Raw genomic sequence first — 18,302 nt, 5'->3', positions numbered from 1 at the left:
CCGCTCAAAGATCGTCGGTGAGCCGCCGCCCGGCGTCGCGCAGCGCGCGCAGGACGGGCACCGGCGGCACCGACAGCCCGCACGGCGGCGTGACGACGACCTGCACCGCCAGCGAGGTGAGCGGGAAGCCGAGCTTGCGCCACAGGTCCCGCACCGTCGTGGCGGGCGACCGGCCCGATACCCCGGCGAAGAGCCCCATCTTCTCGTCGAGCTGCTGCCCGAGCGCGTCCAGCTGCTCCGGTGTGCTCACCAGCGACAGGTCCAGCGCGACCGCCGTGGCACCGGCGGTGCGCAGCAGGTCCAGCGGCACGTCGGGGGCGCAGCAGTGCGCGACGACCGGCACGTCCGCGGCGGAGAAGACCGAGGACAGGGCGGCCCGCGCGACGGAGGCGTCGACGGAGCGCAGCGTGGCGTACCCGCTCTCCGACGGCACCCGGCCGGCCAGCACCGCGGGCAGCGACGGCTCGTCGACCTGCAGCAGGATCGTGGCGTGCGGCAGCCGCGCCCGCACCGACGCGACGTGCTCCGCGACGCCGGCGGCCAGCGACGCGGCGAGGTCGCGGCTGGCGCCGTGGTCGCGCAGGACCGCGCCGCCGATCGGCAGTTGCAGCGACGCGGCCAGGGTCCACGGCCCCGGCACCTGGATCTTGAACGTGCCGGTGAACTCCGCCGCCTGCTCGGTCATCGTGTCGAGGTCGCGCTCCAGGAAGTCCCGGGCGACCCGCAGGTCGTGGCCGGGCCGGGAGGCGATGCGCCAGCGGCCGGCGTACAGCTCGACGGGCAGCTCGGTCAGCAACGCGCCGCCCCGGCCGATCATGTCGGCGCCGGGGCCTCGGGCGGGCAGCTCCGGCAGGTGCGGCAGGTCGGGCAGCTCGCCGAGCACGATCCGCTGTGCCTCGGCGATGTCGGTGCCCGGCATGGAGCCGATCCCGGTGGCGGACCCCACCGGCCAGGGAAATGTCATGACGTTTCCGAAATGGTGGCGGACCCGAGCACGATGTCCCCTTCGGGTGACGGCTGGTAGCAGACCAGCGCCTGCCCCGTGGCGACCCCCCGCGCCGGCGAGGACAGCGACGCGGTCAGCGACGATCCGTCGTGCACGACCGACGCCGGGAAAACGGAGCCATGGGCCCGCAACTGTACAGAGCAGTCGACGGACCCCGACGACGCATGCCACACCGGCCGCGAGCCGACCACGGTGGACACCTCCAGCGCGGAGGAGGGCCCGACGGTCACCGTGTTGGTCGCCGGTGAGATCGACAGCACGTAGCGGGGGTTGCGGTCGGGCGCCGAGACGCGCAGGTCCAGCCCGCGGCGCTGGCCGACCGTGTACGCATATGCCCCGCTGTGCTGCCCGATGACCGCCCCGGTGGTGGCCTCGACGATGTCGCCGGGCCGGTCACCGAGCCGGTCGGCGAGGAACTTGCGGGTGTCACCGTCGGCGATGAAGCAGATGTCGTGGCTGTCGGGCTTGTCGGCGACCGCGAGCCCGCGCTCCGCGGCCTCCGCGCGCACCTCGGCCTTCGTCGAGCCGCCCAGCGGGAACATCGCCCGGGACAGCTGCGCTGCGGTCAGGACCGCCAGCACGTAGGACTGGTCCTTGGCGTAGTCGACGCTGCGGCGCAGCAGCCCGTCGGCGCCGAGCCGGGCGTGGTGGCCGGTGACGACCGCGTCGAAGCCGAGGGCGACCGCGCGGTCCAGCACCGCCTCGAACTTGATCTTCTCGTTGCAGCGCAGGCACGGGTTCGGCGTGCGGCCGGCCGCGTACTCCGCGACGAAGTCGTCGACCACCGACTCGTGGAACTGCTCGGCCATGTCCCACACGTAGAACGGGATGCCGATCACGTCGGCGGCGCGCCGCGCGTCGCGGGCGTCCTCCAGGGTGCAGCAGCCGCGGGCGCCGCTGCGATACGTCTGCGGGTTGCGGGCCAGGGCGAGGTGCACCCCGGTCACGTCGTGGCCGGCCTCGGCCGCCCGCGCGGCCGCCACCGCCGAGTCGACCCCGCCCGACATCGCCGCAAGCACTCTCACGGAGCAAGCCTACCTAGAGACGGAGCAAGCCCACCTAGAGGCGGGACCTGACCGCCCCCGCCCGCCGCGCCCGCTCCACCGCGCCCGGCAGCGCCGCCACGAGCGCGTCGATGTCGGCGACGGTCGAGGTGTGCCCGAGCGTGAAGCGCAGCGACGAGCGCGCCTCCGCGTCGCCGGCACCCATCGCGATCAGGACGTGCGACGGCTGCGCCACCCCGGCCGAGCAGGCGGACCCGGTCGAGCAGGCGATGTCCTGCGCGTCGAGCAGGAGCAGCAGCGCGTCGCCCTCGCAGCCGGGGAACGAGAAGTGCGCGTTGCCGGGCAGCCGGCCCGCCGGGTCGCCGTTGAGGATCGCGCCGGGCACGGCGGCGGTGACCCGGGCGACCAGGTCGTCGCGCAGCCGGCCGATCCGCTCCGCGGTCTCCTTCTGGGTCTTCACCGACAGCTCGACCGCCACGGCGAGGGCGACGATCCCGGGCACGTCGAGGGTCCCGGAGCGCACGTCGCGCTCCTGGCCGCCGCCGTGCAGCAGCGGCGTGCAGGCCACCTCGCGGCCGAGCAGGAGCGCGCCGACACCGATCGGGCCGCCGAGCTTGTGCCCGCTGACGGTGAGCGCGGCGGCGCCGCTGGCGGCGAAGTCGACCGGGACCTGCCCCACCGCCTGCACCGCGTCGGTGTGGAACGGCACCCCCGCCTCGGCCGCCAGGGCCGCCAGCTCCGCGACCGGCTGGATCGTGCCGACCTCGTTGTTGGCCCACATCACGGTGGCGACGGCCACGTCGTCGCCCTCCAGGGCGGCGGCGAAGTCGGCGGCCGAGACCCGGCCCTGCGCGTCGACGGGCAGCCAGGTCACCGCCGCGCCCTCGTGCCGCTCCAGCCAGGTGACCGCGTCGAGCACCGCGTGGTGCTCGACGGAGCTCGCGACGATCCGGTTGCGGCGCCGGTCCCCGGCCCGCCGGGCCCAGAAGATGCCCTTGGTGGCGAGGTTGTCACTCTCGGTGCCGCCGCCGGTGAAGATCACCTCGGACGGGCGGGCGGTGAGCGCGTCGGCGATCTGCTCGCGCGACTCCTCCACCCGGCGGCGGGCCTGGCGGCCGGGAGCGTGCAGCGACGAGGCGTTGCCGACTGCACGCGCCGCGGCGACGAAGGCGTCGAGCGCCTCCGGAAGCATCGGCGTGGTGGCGGCATGGTCGAGGTACGACATCGGACCCAAGCCTAACGGCCGCCCGCTCCTTACCGCGCTGCCGGTTGCGCGGTGATCACCACGTTGTCACGGTAGTGGCGCGTCCTGGTGTCGAACGGCCCACCGCACGTGATCAGCGTGAGCCTCGGCGCGCCGTCCCGGGCGAAGTACCGCTCCAGCGGGACGGCGGTCTTGGCGAAGATCTCCCTGGCCACCACGGTGAAGGCCCGGCGCACCCCATCGCCGCCCGTCACCGTCACCGCATCTCCCGGCGCCAATTCGCGCAGTCTGAAGAATGCCCCCTTGCCCTGTTCGGCGCTGTCGACGTGCCCGGCGATCACGATCGAGCCGGCGGTCGCCTCCAGGCCGGGGCCGTAGCGGTACCAGCCGACCTCGTCCACGCTCGGCGGGACCGCGAAGTCACCCGTCGCGGCGTCGATGCCCACCGCGTCGACCCGGGCGGTCAGCTTCAGCCGGTCGATCCTCAGCTGCTCCGGCGCGACGGTGGCCGCCGCGCCCGGCAGTGCCCCGGCCTGCACCGGGATCCCGCCGGAGGCTGCCGCCGGAGAGCTGGCCAGCGCCGACGCGGCCGCACCTCCGACGCTCGGCGGCGGGTCCTGCGAGCACGCCCCAAGAGCCAGAAGCAGTGCCGCCGGTACGACCAGAGCCCGGCGCGCCCCGGAGCCGTGGCCCCGGAGCGCGCCCGTCCTGGCGTGCATCAGACGTGGGCCCGGCGACGGATCGCGACCGCCCCGCCACCCGCGAGGGCGATCACGGCGACGGCGGCAACGGCGTACCAGCCCCACGGCGTGCGCTGCTCGAGCAGGCCACCGGTGCCGCTCGGCACGCCACCCGGCGTCGAGTGCAGGCCCTCGATCTTCTGCGCGACGACCCCGAGCGTCTTGCCCTCGGCCGAGCCGACCGCGTAGACGATGGTCGAGGTGCCCTCCGCGAGGTTCAGGTTCGCAGCGGGGATCGCGACGGTGGTGGTACCGGCGAGCACGACGTCGGCGCTGACCGAGCCGGCGGCAAGGTCGGCCTTCGCCTCGTTGGGGTTGGTGAGGCCCTTGAACACGGGCTGGCCACCGGCGCGCACGTCGACCGCGGGCGCCGCCGCGGTGTGCCGCACGACCAGGCGGGCCTTGCCGGCTGCGATCTTGCTCACGTCGTTGACGAACGGCGTGACGGCCGGCTTGCCGTCGGCGGACAGGTGGGCCACCAGAGTGATGTTGGCGTCCGCGGGGACCGCGGCCTGGTCGACCTTGAGGATCGGGCTGCTCACCAGGTCGCCCGGCTTCACGAGCACGATGTCGTACTTGCCGGCCGGCAGGTCCAGCGGGCCGGCGACCGTGGAGGGCTGGAAGTTGTCGAGCGTCTTGGCACCGTTGACGTAGACGTCGACCGGTTGGCCGGGGATGCCGTGCACGACCGAGACCTTCGACGGCCCCGCCGCGTGCGCCGGAGTGGCGGCCACCGTGCCGGCGCCGATCGTGGCCGCCGCGGCGACCGCGAGCCCGGCAAGCGTCCTGCGAATGCGCATCTGTGGTGCTCCTTCTGATCGGAACTGGGATCGGAAGTGGAGTTGACGGCCAGGGATTCGCGGGTGGTCCGGGACGTGGATGCGCCGCGTGGAAATGACCACGAAGTGCATCCGCGGGACCCGTCCGCGCCGAACACGTATGCGGAAGTCCCCTGTTGAGATGCGATAGCTTCAGGACGTGCCTGTGCGATGGCGGCAACCACCGTGAGCTCGACGAGCGTCGAGCATCCGACCGACGGCGACGACGGCTTCACCACCCTGTTCCGCGCCGGTGACGAGCGTGCGCTGCGGCAGGCGTACGACCGCTACGCCCCTGCCGTGTTCCACCTCGCTGCCCGGGGGCTGGCGAGCACGGCCGACGCCGAGGACGTCACCCAGGCCACGTTCGTGGCGGCCTGGCTCGGCCGGGAGGGTTTCGACCCGGCGCGCGGCTCGATGCTCGGCTGGCTGCTGGGGATCGCCCGGCGCAAGGTCGTCGACCAGATCCGCGCGACGGCCCGCGACGACCGGATCGCCGACTCGGTGCGCCGACTCGCGCCCGCCGGTGACGTGGAGACGCCGCCGGACCGGGTGGTGGACCGCCTCGTCGTCGCCGACGAGATGGCCCAGCTGCCCGGCGAGCAGCGGCGGGTGCTCGAGCTGGCGTTCTACGACGACCTCACCCACCCGCAGATCGCTGCGGTGACGGGCCTGCCGCTGGGCACGGTGAAGAGTCACCTGCGCCGCGGGATGGCGAGACTACGCAGCCGATGGGAGGTGGACGGTGTCGCATTTGGAGCCCGAGCGGCTGGTGCTTCTGGCGCTCGGTGACGGGACCCTCGACCAGCACGAGACCGGCCACCTCGACGCCTGCGGGCAGTGCCGCACCGAGATGGACGAGCTGCGCGACGTGGCCGGCCTGGGCCGGCAGACGCAACGGCTGCGGGAGCTGCCGCCGCCACCGGAGCACGTGTGGCAGCGGATCAGGGCGGAGCTGGCGGCGACCGACCGGGGCACCCCGCCACCGGCGGTGACCCTGCACACCGACCCGCCCGCGAGGGCCGCGGACGGCGAACGGCCCGCGCGCCCGCACCTGACCACCTCCTCCGCCGGCGCGGGTCTCGGGACGGCGGAAGGCGACGGCGCCGACGAGGTCGGGCGGCGGCGGGCCGCCCGGCGCGCGGCGCAGCGGGCGGGACGGCGGGCACCCGGCTGGGGCGTCACCGCCGTGGTCGCCGCGGCTGCCGCCGCCGTCGCGGCGGTCGCCGCCGCGGCCGGCACCGCGCTGGTGCTGCGGGACGACCCGCCGGCGACGACCGTGGCGTCCTGCCCGGCCGGCACGCCCCGGGTGGCGCTGGAGGCGCTGCCGGGCGCACCGGCCGGCGCGGGCGGGTTCGCCTGCCTGGTGACCGTGGACGGCGAGCGGAAGCTGCTCGTGCACGCCGAGGGTATGCCGGCGCCGGCCGACGGCGACTATGAGGCATGGCTGCTGGACTCGACCAGCCTGCAGGGCCCGGGCCTGCGCATGCAGGCGCTCGGCGTGATGGGCGCGAAGGCCGACCGGGAGCTGACCGTGCCCGGCTCGCTCGACCTGCGCAAGTTCAACATCGTCGACATCTCCGCCGAGCCGCACGACGGCGACGCGACCCACTCCGGCAAGAGCCTGCTGCGCGGCACCCTGCCGTGACGGCGGTCCACTGAGACGCTTGAGGGCCGCCCACCGTCGGTGGGCGGCCCTCAGACGCGGTCAGGTGCTACTTGCGCTTGCGGATCTCCTCGGCGGCCTGCGGGACCACCTTGAACAGGTCGCCCACCACGCCGAAGTCGGCCAGCTCGAAGATCGGCGCCTCGGGGTCCTTGTTGACCGCGACGATCGTCTTCGAGGTCTGCATGCCGGCCCGGTGCTGGATGGCACCGGAGATGCCGAGCGCCACGTACAGCTGCGGCGACACCGTCTTGCCGGTCTGCCCGACCTGGAACTGGTGCGGGTAGAAGCCCGAGTCGACGGCCGCGCGGGACGCGCCGACGGCAGCGCCGAGCAGGTCGGCGAGCTCCTCGACCAGCTTGAAGTTGTCGGCGCTGCCGACGCCACGGCCGCCGGAGACGACGATCGAGGCCTCGGCCAGCTCGGGGCGGGCGCCCTTGGCCTCGACCTTGCGCTCGACGACCTGGGCCAGCTTGTCCTTGTCGGTCAGCGCGACCTCGACCTGCTCGACCGACGGGGTGGCCGGCGCCGGGGTCGGCGTGAGCGAGTTGGGCCGGACCGTGACGATCGGCAGGCCCTTGGTGACCTTCGACTTGACGATGGTCGAGCCGGCGAAGACGACCTGCGTGGCCGTCCCGTCGGCGTCCAGGGAGACGACGTCGGTGAGCACCCCGTTGTCGAGCTTGACGGCGACCCGGCCGGCGATCTCCTTGCCCTCCTGGCTGGAGGCGATGAGGACCGCGGCGGGCGACACCCGCTGGATCAGCGACGCGAGCACGGTGGCCTTGGGGGCCACGAGGTACCCGTCGAGGTCCTCGCCCTCGGCGGCGTAGATCTTCGTGGCGCCGAACTCGCCGAGCTTGTCGGCGAGCGCCGACGCGGACCCGCCGAGCACAACGGCGGAGACGTCACCCAGCGTCCGGGCCAGGGTCAGCATCTCGAGGGTGACCTTCTTGGCGGCACCCTGGGAGGCCTCGACGACGACCAGTACTTCAGCCATGGTTCCGATCTCCCTTAGACGAACTTCTCGGAGGCCAGGTACTCGACGAGCTTGCTGCCGCCGTCGTCACCCGCGTCGATCTTGTTGCCGGCCTGGCGCGGCGGCCGCTTGCTGTGCTCGACCACGGCGCTGGTCGCGCCGTCGAAGCCGACCTCGCCCGGGGCGATGCCCAGGTCGCCCAGCGACAGGGTCTGCAGCGGCTTCTTCTTGGCCGCCATGATGCCCTTGAACGACGGGTAGCGCGGGTCGTTGATCGTGTCCCACACGCTGATCAGGGCCGGGGTCGAGGCGGTGACGACCTCGTAGCCCTCGTCGGTCTGCCGCTCGATGGTGACCGAGCTCTTCTCGACGGTGACCTTGCGGGCGCCGGTCAGCGCCGCGATGCCCAGCCGCTCGGCGATCATGTGCGGCATCACCTGCACCCGGCCGTCGGTCGACTCCGCGCCGCAGATGACCAGGTCGGCACCCTGCTGGGCGATGGCGGCGGCCAGCACCTTCGAGGTGGCGACGGCGCACGAGCCGTGCAGCGCGTCGTCGACGACGTGGACGGCGGAGTCGGGGCCCATCGACAGGGCCTTGCGGATCGACTCCGTGGCACGGTCGGGGCCGACGGTCAGGACGACCACCTCGCCGCCGTGTGCCTCCTGGAGGCGCAGCGCCTCCTCGATGGCGTATTCGTCCATCTCGTTGATCACGTTGCTGGCCGAGGCGCGGTCGACGGTGTTGTCATCACTGCGCAGGTTGCGGTCCGCGCCGGAGTCCGGCACCTGCTTGACGAGTACGACGATTTTCATCGTGGTCCGAGGTCCTCCTGCTTGACAGTCGCCGCGCCGTCGCGGCCCACTTGCGCCCCACGTTACGGCTCATCCCAGGCGGCAACCGGTTCGCCTCCCCGAGGTTACTCAAGAGTAGGTTCCGAAGCGCCGTGAAAAGTGTCACCCGACGGTTCACCCTGGAGCTGGGGGGTGGGGGAAATGTCACAGAACACCGGACTCGGCGAGCCCGCTCGACCGCTCTCCGCGGCGGTTGCCCAGCACGCTGCGGAAAAGGTCACACACCGGCCCTGCGAGGAGCCGGACGGGCATCTGTGCACCTGCGGCCGCTCCCGCGAGCACTGCGTGACCGAGACGGTCCGCGACCTGTGGCACATGCCCGTCTAGCCAGGAGCCGGTGCTCAGGCCACGAACACGTCTGTGATCTTGTCCGCCTGATCGAAGTCGCGTCGTGGTCGTCCAGCCGGCCGGAACGCGACTTGGATCATCACGGCGGTCCGGCCGGCGCACGTGGCTAGTCGTCCACCATGACCGCGGCGACCTCGGTGCGGGCCGCCCGGCGGGCCGGCAGCACCGCGGCGACCGCACCGGCCACGGCGGCGATGACGACGTAGAGCAGCAGCTGCCCGTACGGCACCACGGGATGTCCGTGCCCGAACTGGCGGATCAGCCCGACCGACGCCGAGACGCCGACGAGCACGCCGAAGCCGACGCCGACGACCGCGCCGACGAGGGCCATCAGCATCGCCTCGAGCATCAGCATCCCGCGCAGCTGGCCGCGGGACAGCCCGAGCGCCCGCAGCAGCGCCGACTCCCGGGTGCGCTCCAGCACCGACAGGGCGAGGGTGTTGGCGATGCCGGTCAGGCCGATCACGATCGACATGCCCAGCAGCGCGGAGAAGACGCCGAGCTGCTCGTCGAGGGTGCCGGTGATCCGGGCCCGCCACTCGGCCTGGCTGCTGACCTGGGTGAGCGGCGCCTCCTTGAGCGAGGCGTCGACGGCGGCCCGCGAGTCCTCCGGCGAGACCCCCTCCGCGGCCTTGACCAGCACCTGGTCGGGGTCGCCGGGGCCGAACACGGTGCTGTAGTCGCTCCAGTCCAGCAGCGCCTGCCCATCGGTGGGGGCGTCGTCGTACAGGGCGCCGACGGTGAGGGTGAGCGACCGCACCCGCACCTCGGAGCCGACCCGCGCGCCGATCGCGTCGGCGAAGAACCGGTTGAGGGCGACCGTGCCGGGCTTGAGCGCGCCGGCCGAGCCCGCGGTGATCTCCGGGCGCAGCACGGTGTCCAGCGCGCCCGGCTCCATCGACCAGATCTCGGCGCTGCGCCCGTCGACCTCAGCGCTGCGGCTGCGGGCCGCGGCGACCGCGGCCAGCTCGCTGCGGGCGCGCAGGGTCGCGGTCACCGCGAGGGGCACCTTCCGGCTCTGCCCGTTGGGGGTGTACACGCCGCTGATGATGTAGTCGACGGCGAAGTTCTCGTCGAGCTCCTGCTCGGCCTGGGCCCGGGCGGTCGCCAGCAGCACGCTGAAGACGCTCATCAGGGCGAGGCCGACCATGAGGGCGCTGGTGGTGGCCGCGACCCGCTTCGGGTTGCGCAGCGCGTTGGTGACGGCGAGCCGGCCGGCAGCGCCGAACAGCCTCGCCGGCAGCCAGCCGGCCCAGGCGGTCAGCCGCGACACGATCAGCGGCGCCGCGATCACGATGCCGGTGAAGACCGTGATCGCGCCGAGGAACACGATCGGCACGCCGCTGAACCCGGGCACCTGCGTGCCGGCGAGCATGAGCAGCCCACCGGCCGCGGCGGGCACCCCGGCCAGCACGATGCGCAGCAGCCGCCGCCCGGGGGCGGCCTCCGACAGGGCGGTCGTGCGCAGCGCGGCGATCGGCGGGATCCGGCTCGCGGTGGCGGCCGGCAGCAGCGACGCGACGACCGTGAACAGCGTGCCGGCGAACACGCCGACCAGCACCGTGGTGGGCGTGATGATCAGCCGGTCGACCCGCACGCCGCTGCCGACCGCGTTGCGGCCGATGAGCAGGCCCTCGCCGACGACGGCGCTGACCAGCAGGCCGCCGAGCGAGGCGACGACGCCGACGACGACCGCCTCCAGGATCACCGAGCCGAACAGCTGCCGCCGGGACGCCCCGACGCAGCGCAGCAGCGCCAGCTCCCGGATCCGCTGGGCGACCAGGATCGCGAACGTGTTGTAGATGACGAAGACCGACACCGCGAGCGCGATCAGCCCGAAGCCGAAGATCACGACCAGGAAGCCGTCGACGTACTTGGCGGCGGCGACGGCGTAGTCGGCGCGCAGCTCCTCCCCCGTGGTCACCCAGGCCCGGCCGGCCAGGTGCGCCTCCAGCCGGTCTGCGAGCTGCCGCTGTGAGACGCCGGGCTGCGCGGACACCACGACCTGGGCGTAACCGTCGGCGCCGGTGAGCGTGCGCATGTCCTCGGGGGTGAGCGCGGCGACCGTGAAGCCCGCGAAGCGCTTGTTGGCGCCCAGGTCCATGATCCCGACGAGGTCGAGCGTGACCGGCTTCTGGTCCGGGCCGACGACGGAGACCTTCCCGCCGACCTGAAACCCGTAGATCCGGGCCGTGGTGTCGTCGACCGCGATCTCGCCGGGGCGCTGCGGCTGCCGGCCGGTGCCGATGTCGTACATCGACAGGTGCTCGTCACCCGGGGTGGACAGCGCCCAGCCGATGCGGCCCAGGTAGGAGATCAGCCGGCCGTTGCCGTCGAGCATGGGCAGCCGCTCGGCCATCCGGCCGTCGGCGTGCGCCACCCCGGGCACCGCCTTGATCTCCTGCACGATGCCGGGGTCGAACCGCTGGCCGGACTCGCTGAAGCCGGACGAGCCGACGGAGACGTCGACGTGCTTCGCGGCCCGGGCGAGGTCGTCGTAGAACGCGGCCTTCGCCGTGTCGCCATACACCAGCGTGCCGGCCAGGAACCCGACACCGATCATGATGGCAGTCGCGGTCAGCAGCAGCCGAAGCTTGTGGGCACGCAGCCCGGCGAGAGTTGTTCGCAGCATCGGCCGCGACTGTACCTAGGGAGTCTGACAATGACGTCGATGTGGGCAATCATCCGACGCTGGTTCGATCCGCAGGAGGTGCGCTCGGTCGGGACGACCCCCGACTACCGCTTCTCCCTCGCCAACGAGCGCACGTTCCTGGCCTGGCTGCGCACCGCCCTCGCGCTGGTCGGCGGCGGGCTCGCGGTCGCCCAGTTCTTGCCCGGGCACCGGCTGCGGGTCGTGATCGCGGTGTCGCTGTTCGCACTGGGCGGCCTGGTCGCGATCCGCGCGATCGACCACTGGGCCCGCAGCGAGCGGGCGATGCGGCTGGGTGAGGCGCTACCGCCGTCACGCTTCCCCGGCATCCTGGCGCTCGTCGTCGCGATCGGCGCGGTCGCCCTGCTGGTGGCGACGTTCCTGTGACGGCGCCCCGCGACGAACCGCCCGGCGCGCAGCTGGAGCGCACCTTGCTGTCATGGCGGCGCACCGGCGTCTCGTTCACCGTGGTGGCGCTGCTGCTGGCCCGGCTGGCGGTGATCGAGGCACCCCGGCCCGTCGCCCTCCCCGCGGTCGCGGCGATCGGTCTCACGTGGGCCGGCGCAATTCACCTCACCCGGGTGAGAATCCGTTCGCTCACCCGTCCGGTGCGCCGCACGCTGCCGCTCGTCGTCGCGCTCATCCTCCTGTACTGCGTGACGGGCACCCTCTTGCTGGTGTCATAGGGCGCTTCACTGCGTCATGATGGCGCCATGGGACGTGCACTGCCCTTTCTCATCGTGCTGGTCGCAACGCTGGTCGCGTTGATCGACTGCCTGTCCACGGACCGCGACGACGTCCGAGGGCTGCCGAAGGTCCTCTGGTGCCTCGTCATCCTGCTGCTCCCCGTCGTCGGCGTGATCGCCTGGTTCTTCGCCGGCCGGCCGCTCACGACCGAGCAGCACGCGGGGGTCGCCTCGACCGGCCCGCGCCGCAGGCCGACGAAGCCGCTCGCACCCGACGACGACCCCGACTTCCTGCGGGGTATCGACACGAGCCGGGCCCGCGACGACGCCGAGCTGCTGCGCCGCTGGGAAGAGGACCTCAAGCGGCGGGAGGACGAGGGGTAGCCGGCGGCACGCAGAGCAGGAGTGCGGCGGGTGATATCCGGGCCAGGAGGATGCGGGCCGGGGACACGACGTCACCGTCGAGCTCACGGGCCTGCTCGCGGTCGGTGTGCACCTCGACCTTCCTCGCCCGGAACGTCTCCAGCTGCTGGCTCCCGCCCCGGCGCATGATCACGCCCCACCCGAGCCGCACCCAGTCGGTGACGTCGCGGGGGGTCAGCACCGCCACGTCCAGCCAGCCGTCGTCGGGGGCGGCGTCCGGCAGCAGCGGGATCCCGCCCTGCAGCCGGCCGACGTTGGCGACGAGCACGCTGCGGGCCCGGCGGCGGATCCAGCGGCCGCCGTCCAGCCGGATCCGCATCGGCACCCGGTTGCTGCGCAGCTTCCGTACCCCCGCCGCGACGTAGGCGAGCCAGCCGAACCGGCGTTTCGCCGTGTCGGGGGTGGCCTCCAGCATCTCCGCGTCGAAGCCCATGCCCGCCATGACGGTGAACGTGCCAGGGTGACCGGTGCTGGTGTCGGCCCCGTCGACGATGCCGACGTCGATGCGGCGCCGGTCGCCGCGGACCGCTACCTCCACGGCGGCCCGCACGTCACGGGTGACCCCGAGGTTCGTGGCCAGCAGGTTGCCGGTGCCGGACGGCACGAGCGCCAGGGCCACGTCCGTACCGGCGAGCACGGCGGCGACGGCCATCACCGTGCCGTCGCCGCCGCAGGTGAGGACCACGTCGACGCCGGCCTCGACCGCCTGCACCGCCATGCCGCACCCCGGGTCCTCGGGGGTCGTGGTGAGCCAGAGCGGCTCGGGCCAGCCCGCCTCCGCGAGCAGCTCGCAGATCTCCTTGCGCCGCTCGTCAAGGTCGATGACCTTCGACGGGTTGACGATCACCGCCGCGCGCTGCGGACCGCTCACGTCGTCACCTCCGCTGCGCTCCGGCGCCGCCGCGAGCCAAAACTGAGCCCATGGTTCGCGGCTCCTCCGCTACGCTGCGGACCGCTCACGCCGTCACCTCCGCTACGCTCCGGCGCCGCCGCGAGCCAACACTGCGCCCATGGTTCGCGGCTCCTCCGCTACGCTCCGGCCCGCTCACGCCGTCACCTCCGCTACGCTCCGGCGCCGCCGCGAGCCCAACACTGAGCCCATGGTTCGCGGCTCCTCCGCTGCGCTGCGGACCGCTCACGTGCCGACCTTGCGGTACCGGGCCTGGAAGAAGCAGTACACCCCGAACGCCGCGACGCCGAGGGCGACGGCGAGCAGCAGGAACTTGCCGTACGGCTGGGCGGCGAGGGTGTGCAGCGCCGCGTCCAGGCCGCGGGACTTGCCCGGGTCGTTGGTGACCGCGGCCTGCACCAGCAGGATGCCGACGATGCCGAACGCCACGCCCTTGGCGATGTAGCCGACCTGCCCGGCCCGGATCGCGGCCTTGCGGGTCTTGGGCTCCGCCGTGCCGAAGTTGAGCTTCCGTTCGAACTTGCGCTTCCAGCCGTACCAGATCATCCCGGCACCGAACGCGAGGACGCCCAGGCCGATCAGCCCGACGAGCCAGGCGCCGGCCGGCTCGGCCATGATCCCGGCGGTGGCCTCCTGCTGCTTGTCGGCGCTGGAGGACGGGGCGCCGACGAGGACCTTGCCGGCGGTCCAGGCCAGGGCGGCGTAGATGACCACGCGGGCGGCCGAGGCGACCCGCTCCCAGACCCGCTCCTTGCCCTGCACGTCCCGGTGGCCCCAGATCGCCAGCGCCACCTGCCACAGGGCGAGCGCCACCAGGCAGATCAGCGTGAACCAGAGCAGCACCTTGCCGAACGGCTGGGCGGCGAGTGTCTGGAACGCGCCGGACTGGTCGCCTTCCTGGGCGCCCTCGCCGAGCGCGATCTGCGCCGCCACCCAGGCGAGCGCGAGGTGCAGCAGTCCGTACCCGATGAACCCGACCTTGGTCAGCTTCTTGAACAGGTCGCTCTGTGTGGCGCGGTGCGCAGTATCGACGGTGGTCATGTTTCTCGTTTTCCCCCGACTGGGCATGCTGGCAAACGTGAGGACGCAGAGATCCGCCCTGTGGCGCATGGCCGGCTTCGGCGGTGCGGCGCTGCTGTTCAGCCTGTTGATCATTGCGGTACGGGTCCGCTGGGTGCCCCTGGAGTCCGCCGACCGGGGCATCGCGGAGGCGCTCAACGAGGCCGTCGCGCCGAGTGACTTCCTGGTCACACTGATGGGCGGCATCAGCCGGCTCGGCAGCTTCGGCGTTCTGGCCTGGCTCGTGGTGATCGGCACCACGCTGGTCCTGGTACGCAAGCAGTACAAGCTCGCCGGGTTCCTGGTCGCGACGACCGTCGGCGGGCTCATCCTCGACCCCACCCTCAAGCTGGCGGTCGGCCGGCTGCGCCCGGTCGTCGAGCAGCCCGTCGCGCACGGCGGCGGCAACAGCTTCCCGAGCGGTCACTCGCTCAACTCCCTCATCTGCTACACGGCGCTGCTGCTGGTGTTCCTGCCGGCCCTGCGCCCCCGCTGGCGCCGGATGGCGGTGATCGTGGTGGGCGCGGTCGTTGCGCTGATCGGTTTCAGCCGGCTGGCGCTCGGCGTGCACTTCCTGTCCGACGTGATCGGCGGCTGGTCGCTGGGCATCGCCTGGATCGGGCTGTGCGCGGCCGCGTTCGAGCTGCTGCGCGCCCACGAGGGCCTGCGCGTCACCGAACCCCTCGACGAGGGCCTGGAGCCGGAGGCCGCCGACGACCTGCGCCCCACCGAGCCGCACGATCACCGGCCCGGCACCGCCCACGCCCTCGCGCTCGGCGCCGTGGCCTGGGTCTTCACGTTCGGTGCGCTGGTCGCGGCCGGCCTGCCCCTGGCGCGGCACGAGGACGGCAACGGCAACATCCTGTGGGACTCGACGGTCCCGCACTGGTTCGCCGCACACCGCAGCGACGTGCTCGGGCACGTGAGCATCGTCGGCAGCGAGGTCGGCAACACCCACGCGATCCTCGCGATCGGGCTGGTCATCGGCGCGGTGTCCCTCGCCGCGATCCGCCGCTGGCGACCGGTGGTCTTCCTGCTCACGGTGATGTTCGGCGAGCTGAGCCTGTTCCTGGCCAGCGCCGCGATCGTCGACCGGGCCCGCCCCGACGTGGAGAACATGGATGGGCCGATGCCGACGTCGAGCTTCCCCTCCGGCCACGTCGCCGCCACGATCCTCATCTGGGCGACCGCCGCGGTCCTGGTCATGCCGAGGACCCGGGCGTGGTGGCGGTGGGCGTTCCTCGCCCTCGCCGTGGCGATGCCGGTCTGGGTCGCCGTGTCCCGCATGTACCGCGGCATGCACCACCCGACCGACATCGCCGGCAGCATGCTGCTGTCCGCGCTGTGGCTGAGCGCGGTGTACTGGCTGGTCAAACCCAACTGTGACCTGACGGAGCGCCCGTGCGAGGAAGACGCGCCGGAGCCAGTCAGCGACCTCGAGGACGCGAAGGCCGCCCGATGAACCATGACTGGTTCCTCACGGAGGAGGAGCGGGGCAACCCGCACACCAGGATCGCGGCGTGGACCGACGGCAACGCCGTCCGCCCGCTGGTCGACGGCAAGGCGTACTTCGCCGAGCTGTACACCGCGATCGAACGCATGGAACGCGGGGACCTGCTGCTGTTCACCGACTGGCGCGGCGACGCCAACCAGAAGGTCAGCCGCAACGGCCCGTCGATCGGCGAGGTGCTGTGCGACGCGGCCCGTCGCGGCGTGCGCGTCAAGGGCCTCATCTGGCGGTCACACTGGAACGCGCTGCAGTTCAGCGCGGCGGAGAACCGGCGCTTCGCCCGCAAGATCGAGGCGGCCGGCGGCGAGTGCCTGCGCGACATGCGCGTACGCGCCGGCGGCTCACACCACCAGAAGCTCGTCGTCCTGCGCCACCCCGGCCGGCCAGAGCTGGACCGGGCGTACGTCGGCGGGATCGACCTCTGCCACGGCCGCCGCGACACGCCCGCCCACGAGGGCGACCCGCAGGCGGTCGAGATCACCCCGAAGTACGGCAAGCGGCCACCCTGGCACGACGTGCAGCTGGAGCTGCGCGGCCCGGTGGTCGGCCAGGTCGAGGCCACGTTCCGGGAGCGCTGGGAGGACCCCTCGGCGCTGTCACGCAACCCGCTGCACTGGTTCCAGGACAAGGTCGAGGACGAGAACCTCGACCCCGACCGGCTGCCGCCGCAGCTGCCCGATCCCGAGCCGGCCGGCGAGCTCAGCGTGCAGCTGCTGCGGACGTACCCCTATCGCCGCGGCGGGTACCCGTTCGCCCCGGACGGCGAGTTCAGCGTCGCGCGCGGGTACCGCAAGGCGGTCCGGAAGGCCCGGCGGCTGATCTACCTGGAGGACCAGTACCTCTGGTCGCCGAAGGTCGCCGGGTGCTTCGCCGACGCGCTGCGGGAGAACCCGGGCCTGCACCTCGTCGCGGTGGTGCCCCGCCATCCGGACCGGCCGGACAAGGTCGGCAGCATGCCGCAGCTGTACGGCCGCGAGCGCGCCCTGTCGATCCTGCGCGAGGCGGGCGGCGACCGGCTGCACGTGTTCAGCCCCGAGAACGCCGCCGGCACCCCCATATACGTGCACGCCAAGGTCTGCGTCGTGGACGACACCTGGGTCACCACCGGCTCCGACAACGTGTCCCTGCGCTCGTGGACCCACGACTCGGAGGTCACCTGCGCGATCCTCGACCCCACCGGCAACTACGCCCGTGACCTGCGCGAACGGCTCTGCAAGGAGCACCTGGAGCTGGACGAGCTGCCCGAGGGGCCGATCGAGGAGATCTTCGACGCCTCCGCCAAGGCGCTGCAGGCCTGGCACGACAGCGGCCGTATCGGCCCCCGGCCGCCCGGCCGCCTGCTGCCGTACCGCCCGCCACGGGTCCCCCGCCGCACCGTCACCTGGGCGCGTGTGGTGTACAACACCATCCACGACCCGGACGGCAGGCCACGGCAGCTGCGCCGGGAGGGTGCCTTCTGAGCGTTTTGTGCCGTTCACCAACCCGTCGTATCAGCGTGCTCATATTGCGCGATGACAGCGTGGCAGCTCGCCTGCATCGACATGGCGGGGACGACGGTGCGGGACGACGGCCTGGTCGAGCAGGCGTTCACGGTCGCCTTCGCGGGTGAGGGCGTGGCGCCCGGCACCCCGCAGCACGACCGGATGCTCGCCGTCGTGCGCAAGACGATGGGCCAGAGCCGCATCGAGGTCTTCCGGCTGCTGCTCGACGGCGACGAACGGCGCGCCCAGGCCGCCAACGAGACCTTCGAGGAGGCGTACGGCCTGCTCGTCGACGAAGGCGCGGTCCTACCCATCCCCGGCGCCCTCGAAGCCATCAAGACCCTGCGTACCGCGGGGATCAAGGTCGCCCTGACCACGGGCTTCGCCCGCGCCACCCAGGAGGCGATCATGGACGCCCTCGGCTGGTGGGGCCAGGTCGACCTGGTGCTCTCCCCCGCCGACGCCGGCCGCGGCCGGCCGTTCCCCGACCTCATGCTGGTCGCCGCCCTGAGGCTGGGCGTCGAGGACGTCCGCCGCATGGTCGTCGTGGGCGACACCCCCTTGGACCTGATCGCAGGCCAGCGCGCCGGCGCCGGCCTGCTCGTCGGCGTCCTGACCGGCGCCGGCGACCGCCAGGCCCTGCAGGCGTCGGGGGCGCACGAGGTGATCGGGTCGATCGGGTCGCTGCCCCGGCTGCTCGGCCTGGAGTGACCTGCCCCCGCAGGGGCGGGGAGCTGCGGGGCCGGGGAGCTGCGGGGGCGGTGCGGCCGGGGAGCTGCGCCGCCCGGCCACCTCATCTCCCGTCGCGCCCCGGCTGCAGACAGTGCGTGGCCGGCCGCGCACGGGCCGGCCACCTCATCTCCGCCGCGCCCCGGCCGCCGGCGGTGCCGTGCCGGCCGCGCACGGGCCGGCCACCGATCGGTAGAGCCCACGGCTGAACACCCGTCACTTCACCCCTAATCTC

General features: G+C 73.0%; 18 protein-coding genes. 8 read left to right on the top strand and 10 right to left on the bottom strand.

The window, feature by feature from the left end:
* Nucleotides 1-4: 4 nt before the first annotated feature.
* From AB0H83_RS00090 to AB0H83_RS00070, 5 genes are read right to left on the bottom strand one after another with little or no spacing between them, the layout of a single operon-like run.
* Nucleotides 5-964: a methionine synthase gene (locus tag AB0H83_RS00090; protein ID WP_360084264.1), complete on the bottom strand. Its 960-nt coding sequence runs from the start codon at nucleotides 962-964 to the stop codon at nucleotides 5-7.
* Nucleotides 961-2,031, bottom strand: coding sequence for a tRNA 2-thiouridine(34) synthase MnmA (gene mnmA / locus AB0H83_RS00085; RefSeq protein WP_360084261.1), 1,071 nt, complete (start codon nucleotides 2,029-2,031; stop codon nucleotides 961-963). The genes AB0H83_RS00090 and mnmA overlap by 4 nt, the downstream gene beginning before the upstream one ends.
* Nucleotides 2,032-2,065: 34 nt before the next feature.
* Complete coding sequence (locus tag AB0H83_RS00080; RefSeq protein ID WP_360084258.1) at nucleotides 2,066-3,235, bottom strand: cysteine desulfurase family protein; 1,170 nt, start codon at nucleotides 3,233-3,235, stop codon at nucleotides 2,066-2,068.
* Nucleotides 3,236-3,264: 29 nt separating this feature from the next.
* The gene (locus AB0H83_RS00075) at nucleotides 3,265-3,933 is read right to left on the bottom strand and encodes a class F sortase (protein ID WP_360084256.1); all 669 of its coding nucleotides are present in this window, start codon (nucleotides 3,931-3,933) and stop codon (nucleotides 3,265-3,267) included.
* The gene (locus tag AB0H83_RS00070; protein WP_360084253.1) at nucleotides 3,933-4,754 is read right to left on the bottom strand and encodes a DUF4397 domain-containing protein; all 822 of its coding nucleotides are present in this window, start codon (nucleotides 4,752-4,754) and stop codon (nucleotides 3,933-3,935) included. The genes AB0H83_RS00075 and AB0H83_RS00070 overlap by 1 nt, the downstream gene beginning before the upstream one ends.
* A gap of 189 nt (nucleotides 4,755-4,943) precedes the next feature.
* Here AB0H83_RS00070 and AB0H83_RS00065 point away from each other — a divergent pair, with 189 nt between their 5' ends.
* Both AB0H83_RS00065 and AB0H83_RS00060 read left to right on the top strand, forming a co-directional pair.
* The gene (locus AB0H83_RS00065) at nucleotides 4,944-5,564 is read left to right on the top strand and encodes a sigma-70 family RNA polymerase sigma factor (RefSeq protein WP_360084250.1); all 621 of its coding nucleotides are present in this window, start codon (nucleotides 4,944-4,946) and stop codon (nucleotides 5,562-5,564) included.
* The gene (locus AB0H83_RS00060) at nucleotides 5,518-6,420 is read left to right on the top strand and encodes an anti-sigma factor (RefSeq protein WP_360084247.1); all 903 of its coding nucleotides are present in this window, start codon (nucleotides 5,518-5,520) and stop codon (nucleotides 6,418-6,420) included. Before AB0H83_RS00065 ends, AB0H83_RS00060 begins: the two co-directional genes overlap by 47 nt.
* Nucleotides 6,421-6,487: 67 nt before the next feature.
* On the opposite strand, the gene AB0H83_RS00055 is transcribed toward AB0H83_RS00060, so the two are convergent.
* The 3 genes from AB0H83_RS00055 to AB0H83_RS00045 form a co-directional block, all read right to left on the bottom strand.
* On the bottom strand, nucleotides 6,488-7,438 hold the full coding sequence (locus AB0H83_RS00055) for an electron transfer flavoprotein subunit alpha/FixB family protein (RefSeq protein ID WP_360084244.1): 951 nt from the start codon (nucleotides 7,436-7,438) through the stop codon (nucleotides 6,488-6,490).
* A gap of 14 nt (nucleotides 7,439-7,452) precedes the next feature.
* Complete coding sequence (locus tag AB0H83_RS00050; protein WP_360084241.1) at nucleotides 7,453-8,232, bottom strand: electron transfer flavoprotein subunit beta/FixA family protein; 780 nt, start codon at nucleotides 8,230-8,232, stop codon at nucleotides 7,453-7,455.
* 493 nt (nucleotides 8,233-8,725) lie between these two features.
* Complete coding sequence (locus AB0H83_RS00045; RefSeq protein WP_360084238.1) at nucleotides 8,726-11,251, bottom strand: FtsX-like permease family protein; 2,526 nt, start codon at nucleotides 11,249-11,251, stop codon at nucleotides 8,726-8,728.
* Nucleotides 11,252-11,290: 39 nt separating this feature from the next.
* Between AB0H83_RS00045 and AB0H83_RS00040 the strand changes: the two genes are divergently transcribed.
* Genes AB0H83_RS00040 through AB0H83_RS00030 form a run of 3 tightly spaced genes read left to right on the top strand, consistent with a single transcriptional unit; the run spans nucleotide 11,291 to nucleotide 12,339 of the window.
* On the top strand, nucleotides 11,291-11,656 hold the full coding sequence (locus AB0H83_RS00040; protein ID WP_360084235.1) for a DUF202 domain-containing protein: 366 nt from the start codon (nucleotides 11,291-11,293) through the stop codon (nucleotides 11,654-11,656).
* Nucleotides 11,653-11,955 carry a DUF202 domain-containing protein gene (locus tag AB0H83_RS00035; protein WP_360084232.1) on the top strand — a complete coding sequence of 101 codons (303 nt, stop codon included), beginning with the start codon at nucleotides 11,653-11,655 and terminating at the stop codon, nucleotides 11,953-11,955. The genes AB0H83_RS00040 and AB0H83_RS00035 overlap by 4 nt, the downstream gene beginning before the upstream one ends.
* A gap of 27 nt (nucleotides 11,956-11,982) precedes the next feature.
* On the top strand, nucleotides 11,983-12,339 hold the full coding sequence (locus AB0H83_RS00030) for a PLD nuclease N-terminal domain-containing protein (protein ID WP_360084229.1): 357 nt from the start codon (nucleotides 11,983-11,985) through the stop codon (nucleotides 12,337-12,339).
* On the opposite strand, the gene AB0H83_RS00025 is transcribed toward AB0H83_RS00030, so the two are convergent.
* The gene (locus AB0H83_RS00025; protein WP_360084226.1) at nucleotides 12,314-13,249 is read right to left on the bottom strand and encodes a diacylglycerol kinase family protein; all 936 of its coding nucleotides are present in this window, start codon (nucleotides 13,247-13,249) and stop codon (nucleotides 12,314-12,316) included. The two genes, AB0H83_RS00030 and AB0H83_RS00025, sit on opposite strands and share 26 nt — an antisense overlap.
* Before the next feature lie 264 nt (nucleotides 13,250-13,513).
* The gene (locus AB0H83_RS00020) at nucleotides 13,514-14,329 is read right to left on the bottom strand and encodes a DUF1206 domain-containing protein (protein ID WP_360084223.1); all 816 of its coding nucleotides are present in this window, start codon (nucleotides 14,327-14,329) and stop codon (nucleotides 13,514-13,516) included.
* A gap of 37 nt (nucleotides 14,330-14,366) precedes the next feature.
* Between AB0H83_RS00020 and AB0H83_RS00015 the strand changes: the two genes are divergently transcribed.
* The 3 genes from AB0H83_RS00015 to AB0H83_RS00005 are packed head-to-tail and all read left to right on the top strand — an operon-like array spanning nucleotide 14,367 to nucleotide 18,049.
* Nucleotides 14,367-15,809 (top strand): phosphatase PAP2 family protein, encoded by a 1,443-nt coding sequence (locus AB0H83_RS00015; protein ID WP_360084220.1) that lies wholly within the window; start codon nucleotides 14,367-14,369, stop codon nucleotides 15,807-15,809.
* A complete protein-coding gene (locus AB0H83_RS00010) occupies nucleotides 15,806-17,317 on the top strand; it encodes a phospholipase D-like domain-containing protein (protein ID WP_360084217.1) in 1,512 nt (503 codons plus the stop codon). Before AB0H83_RS00015 ends, AB0H83_RS00010 begins: the two co-directional genes overlap by 4 nt.
* 51 nt (nucleotides 17,318-17,368) lie before the next feature.
* Entirely contained in the window at nucleotides 17,369-18,049 is a 681-nt protein-coding gene (locus tag AB0H83_RS00005) for a phosphonatase-like hydrolase (protein WP_360084214.1), read from the top strand.
* Nucleotides 18,050-18,302: the final 253 nt, after the last annotated feature.

Source organism: Dactylosporangium sp. NPDC050688 (genome assembly GCF_040654515.1).
Lineage (GTDB): Bacteria > Actinomycetota > Actinomycetes > Mycobacteriales > Micromonosporaceae > Dactylosporangium.
Note: the sequence above shows the minus strand (reverse complement) of the source record. Positions and strands in the feature narration are given on the sequence as shown.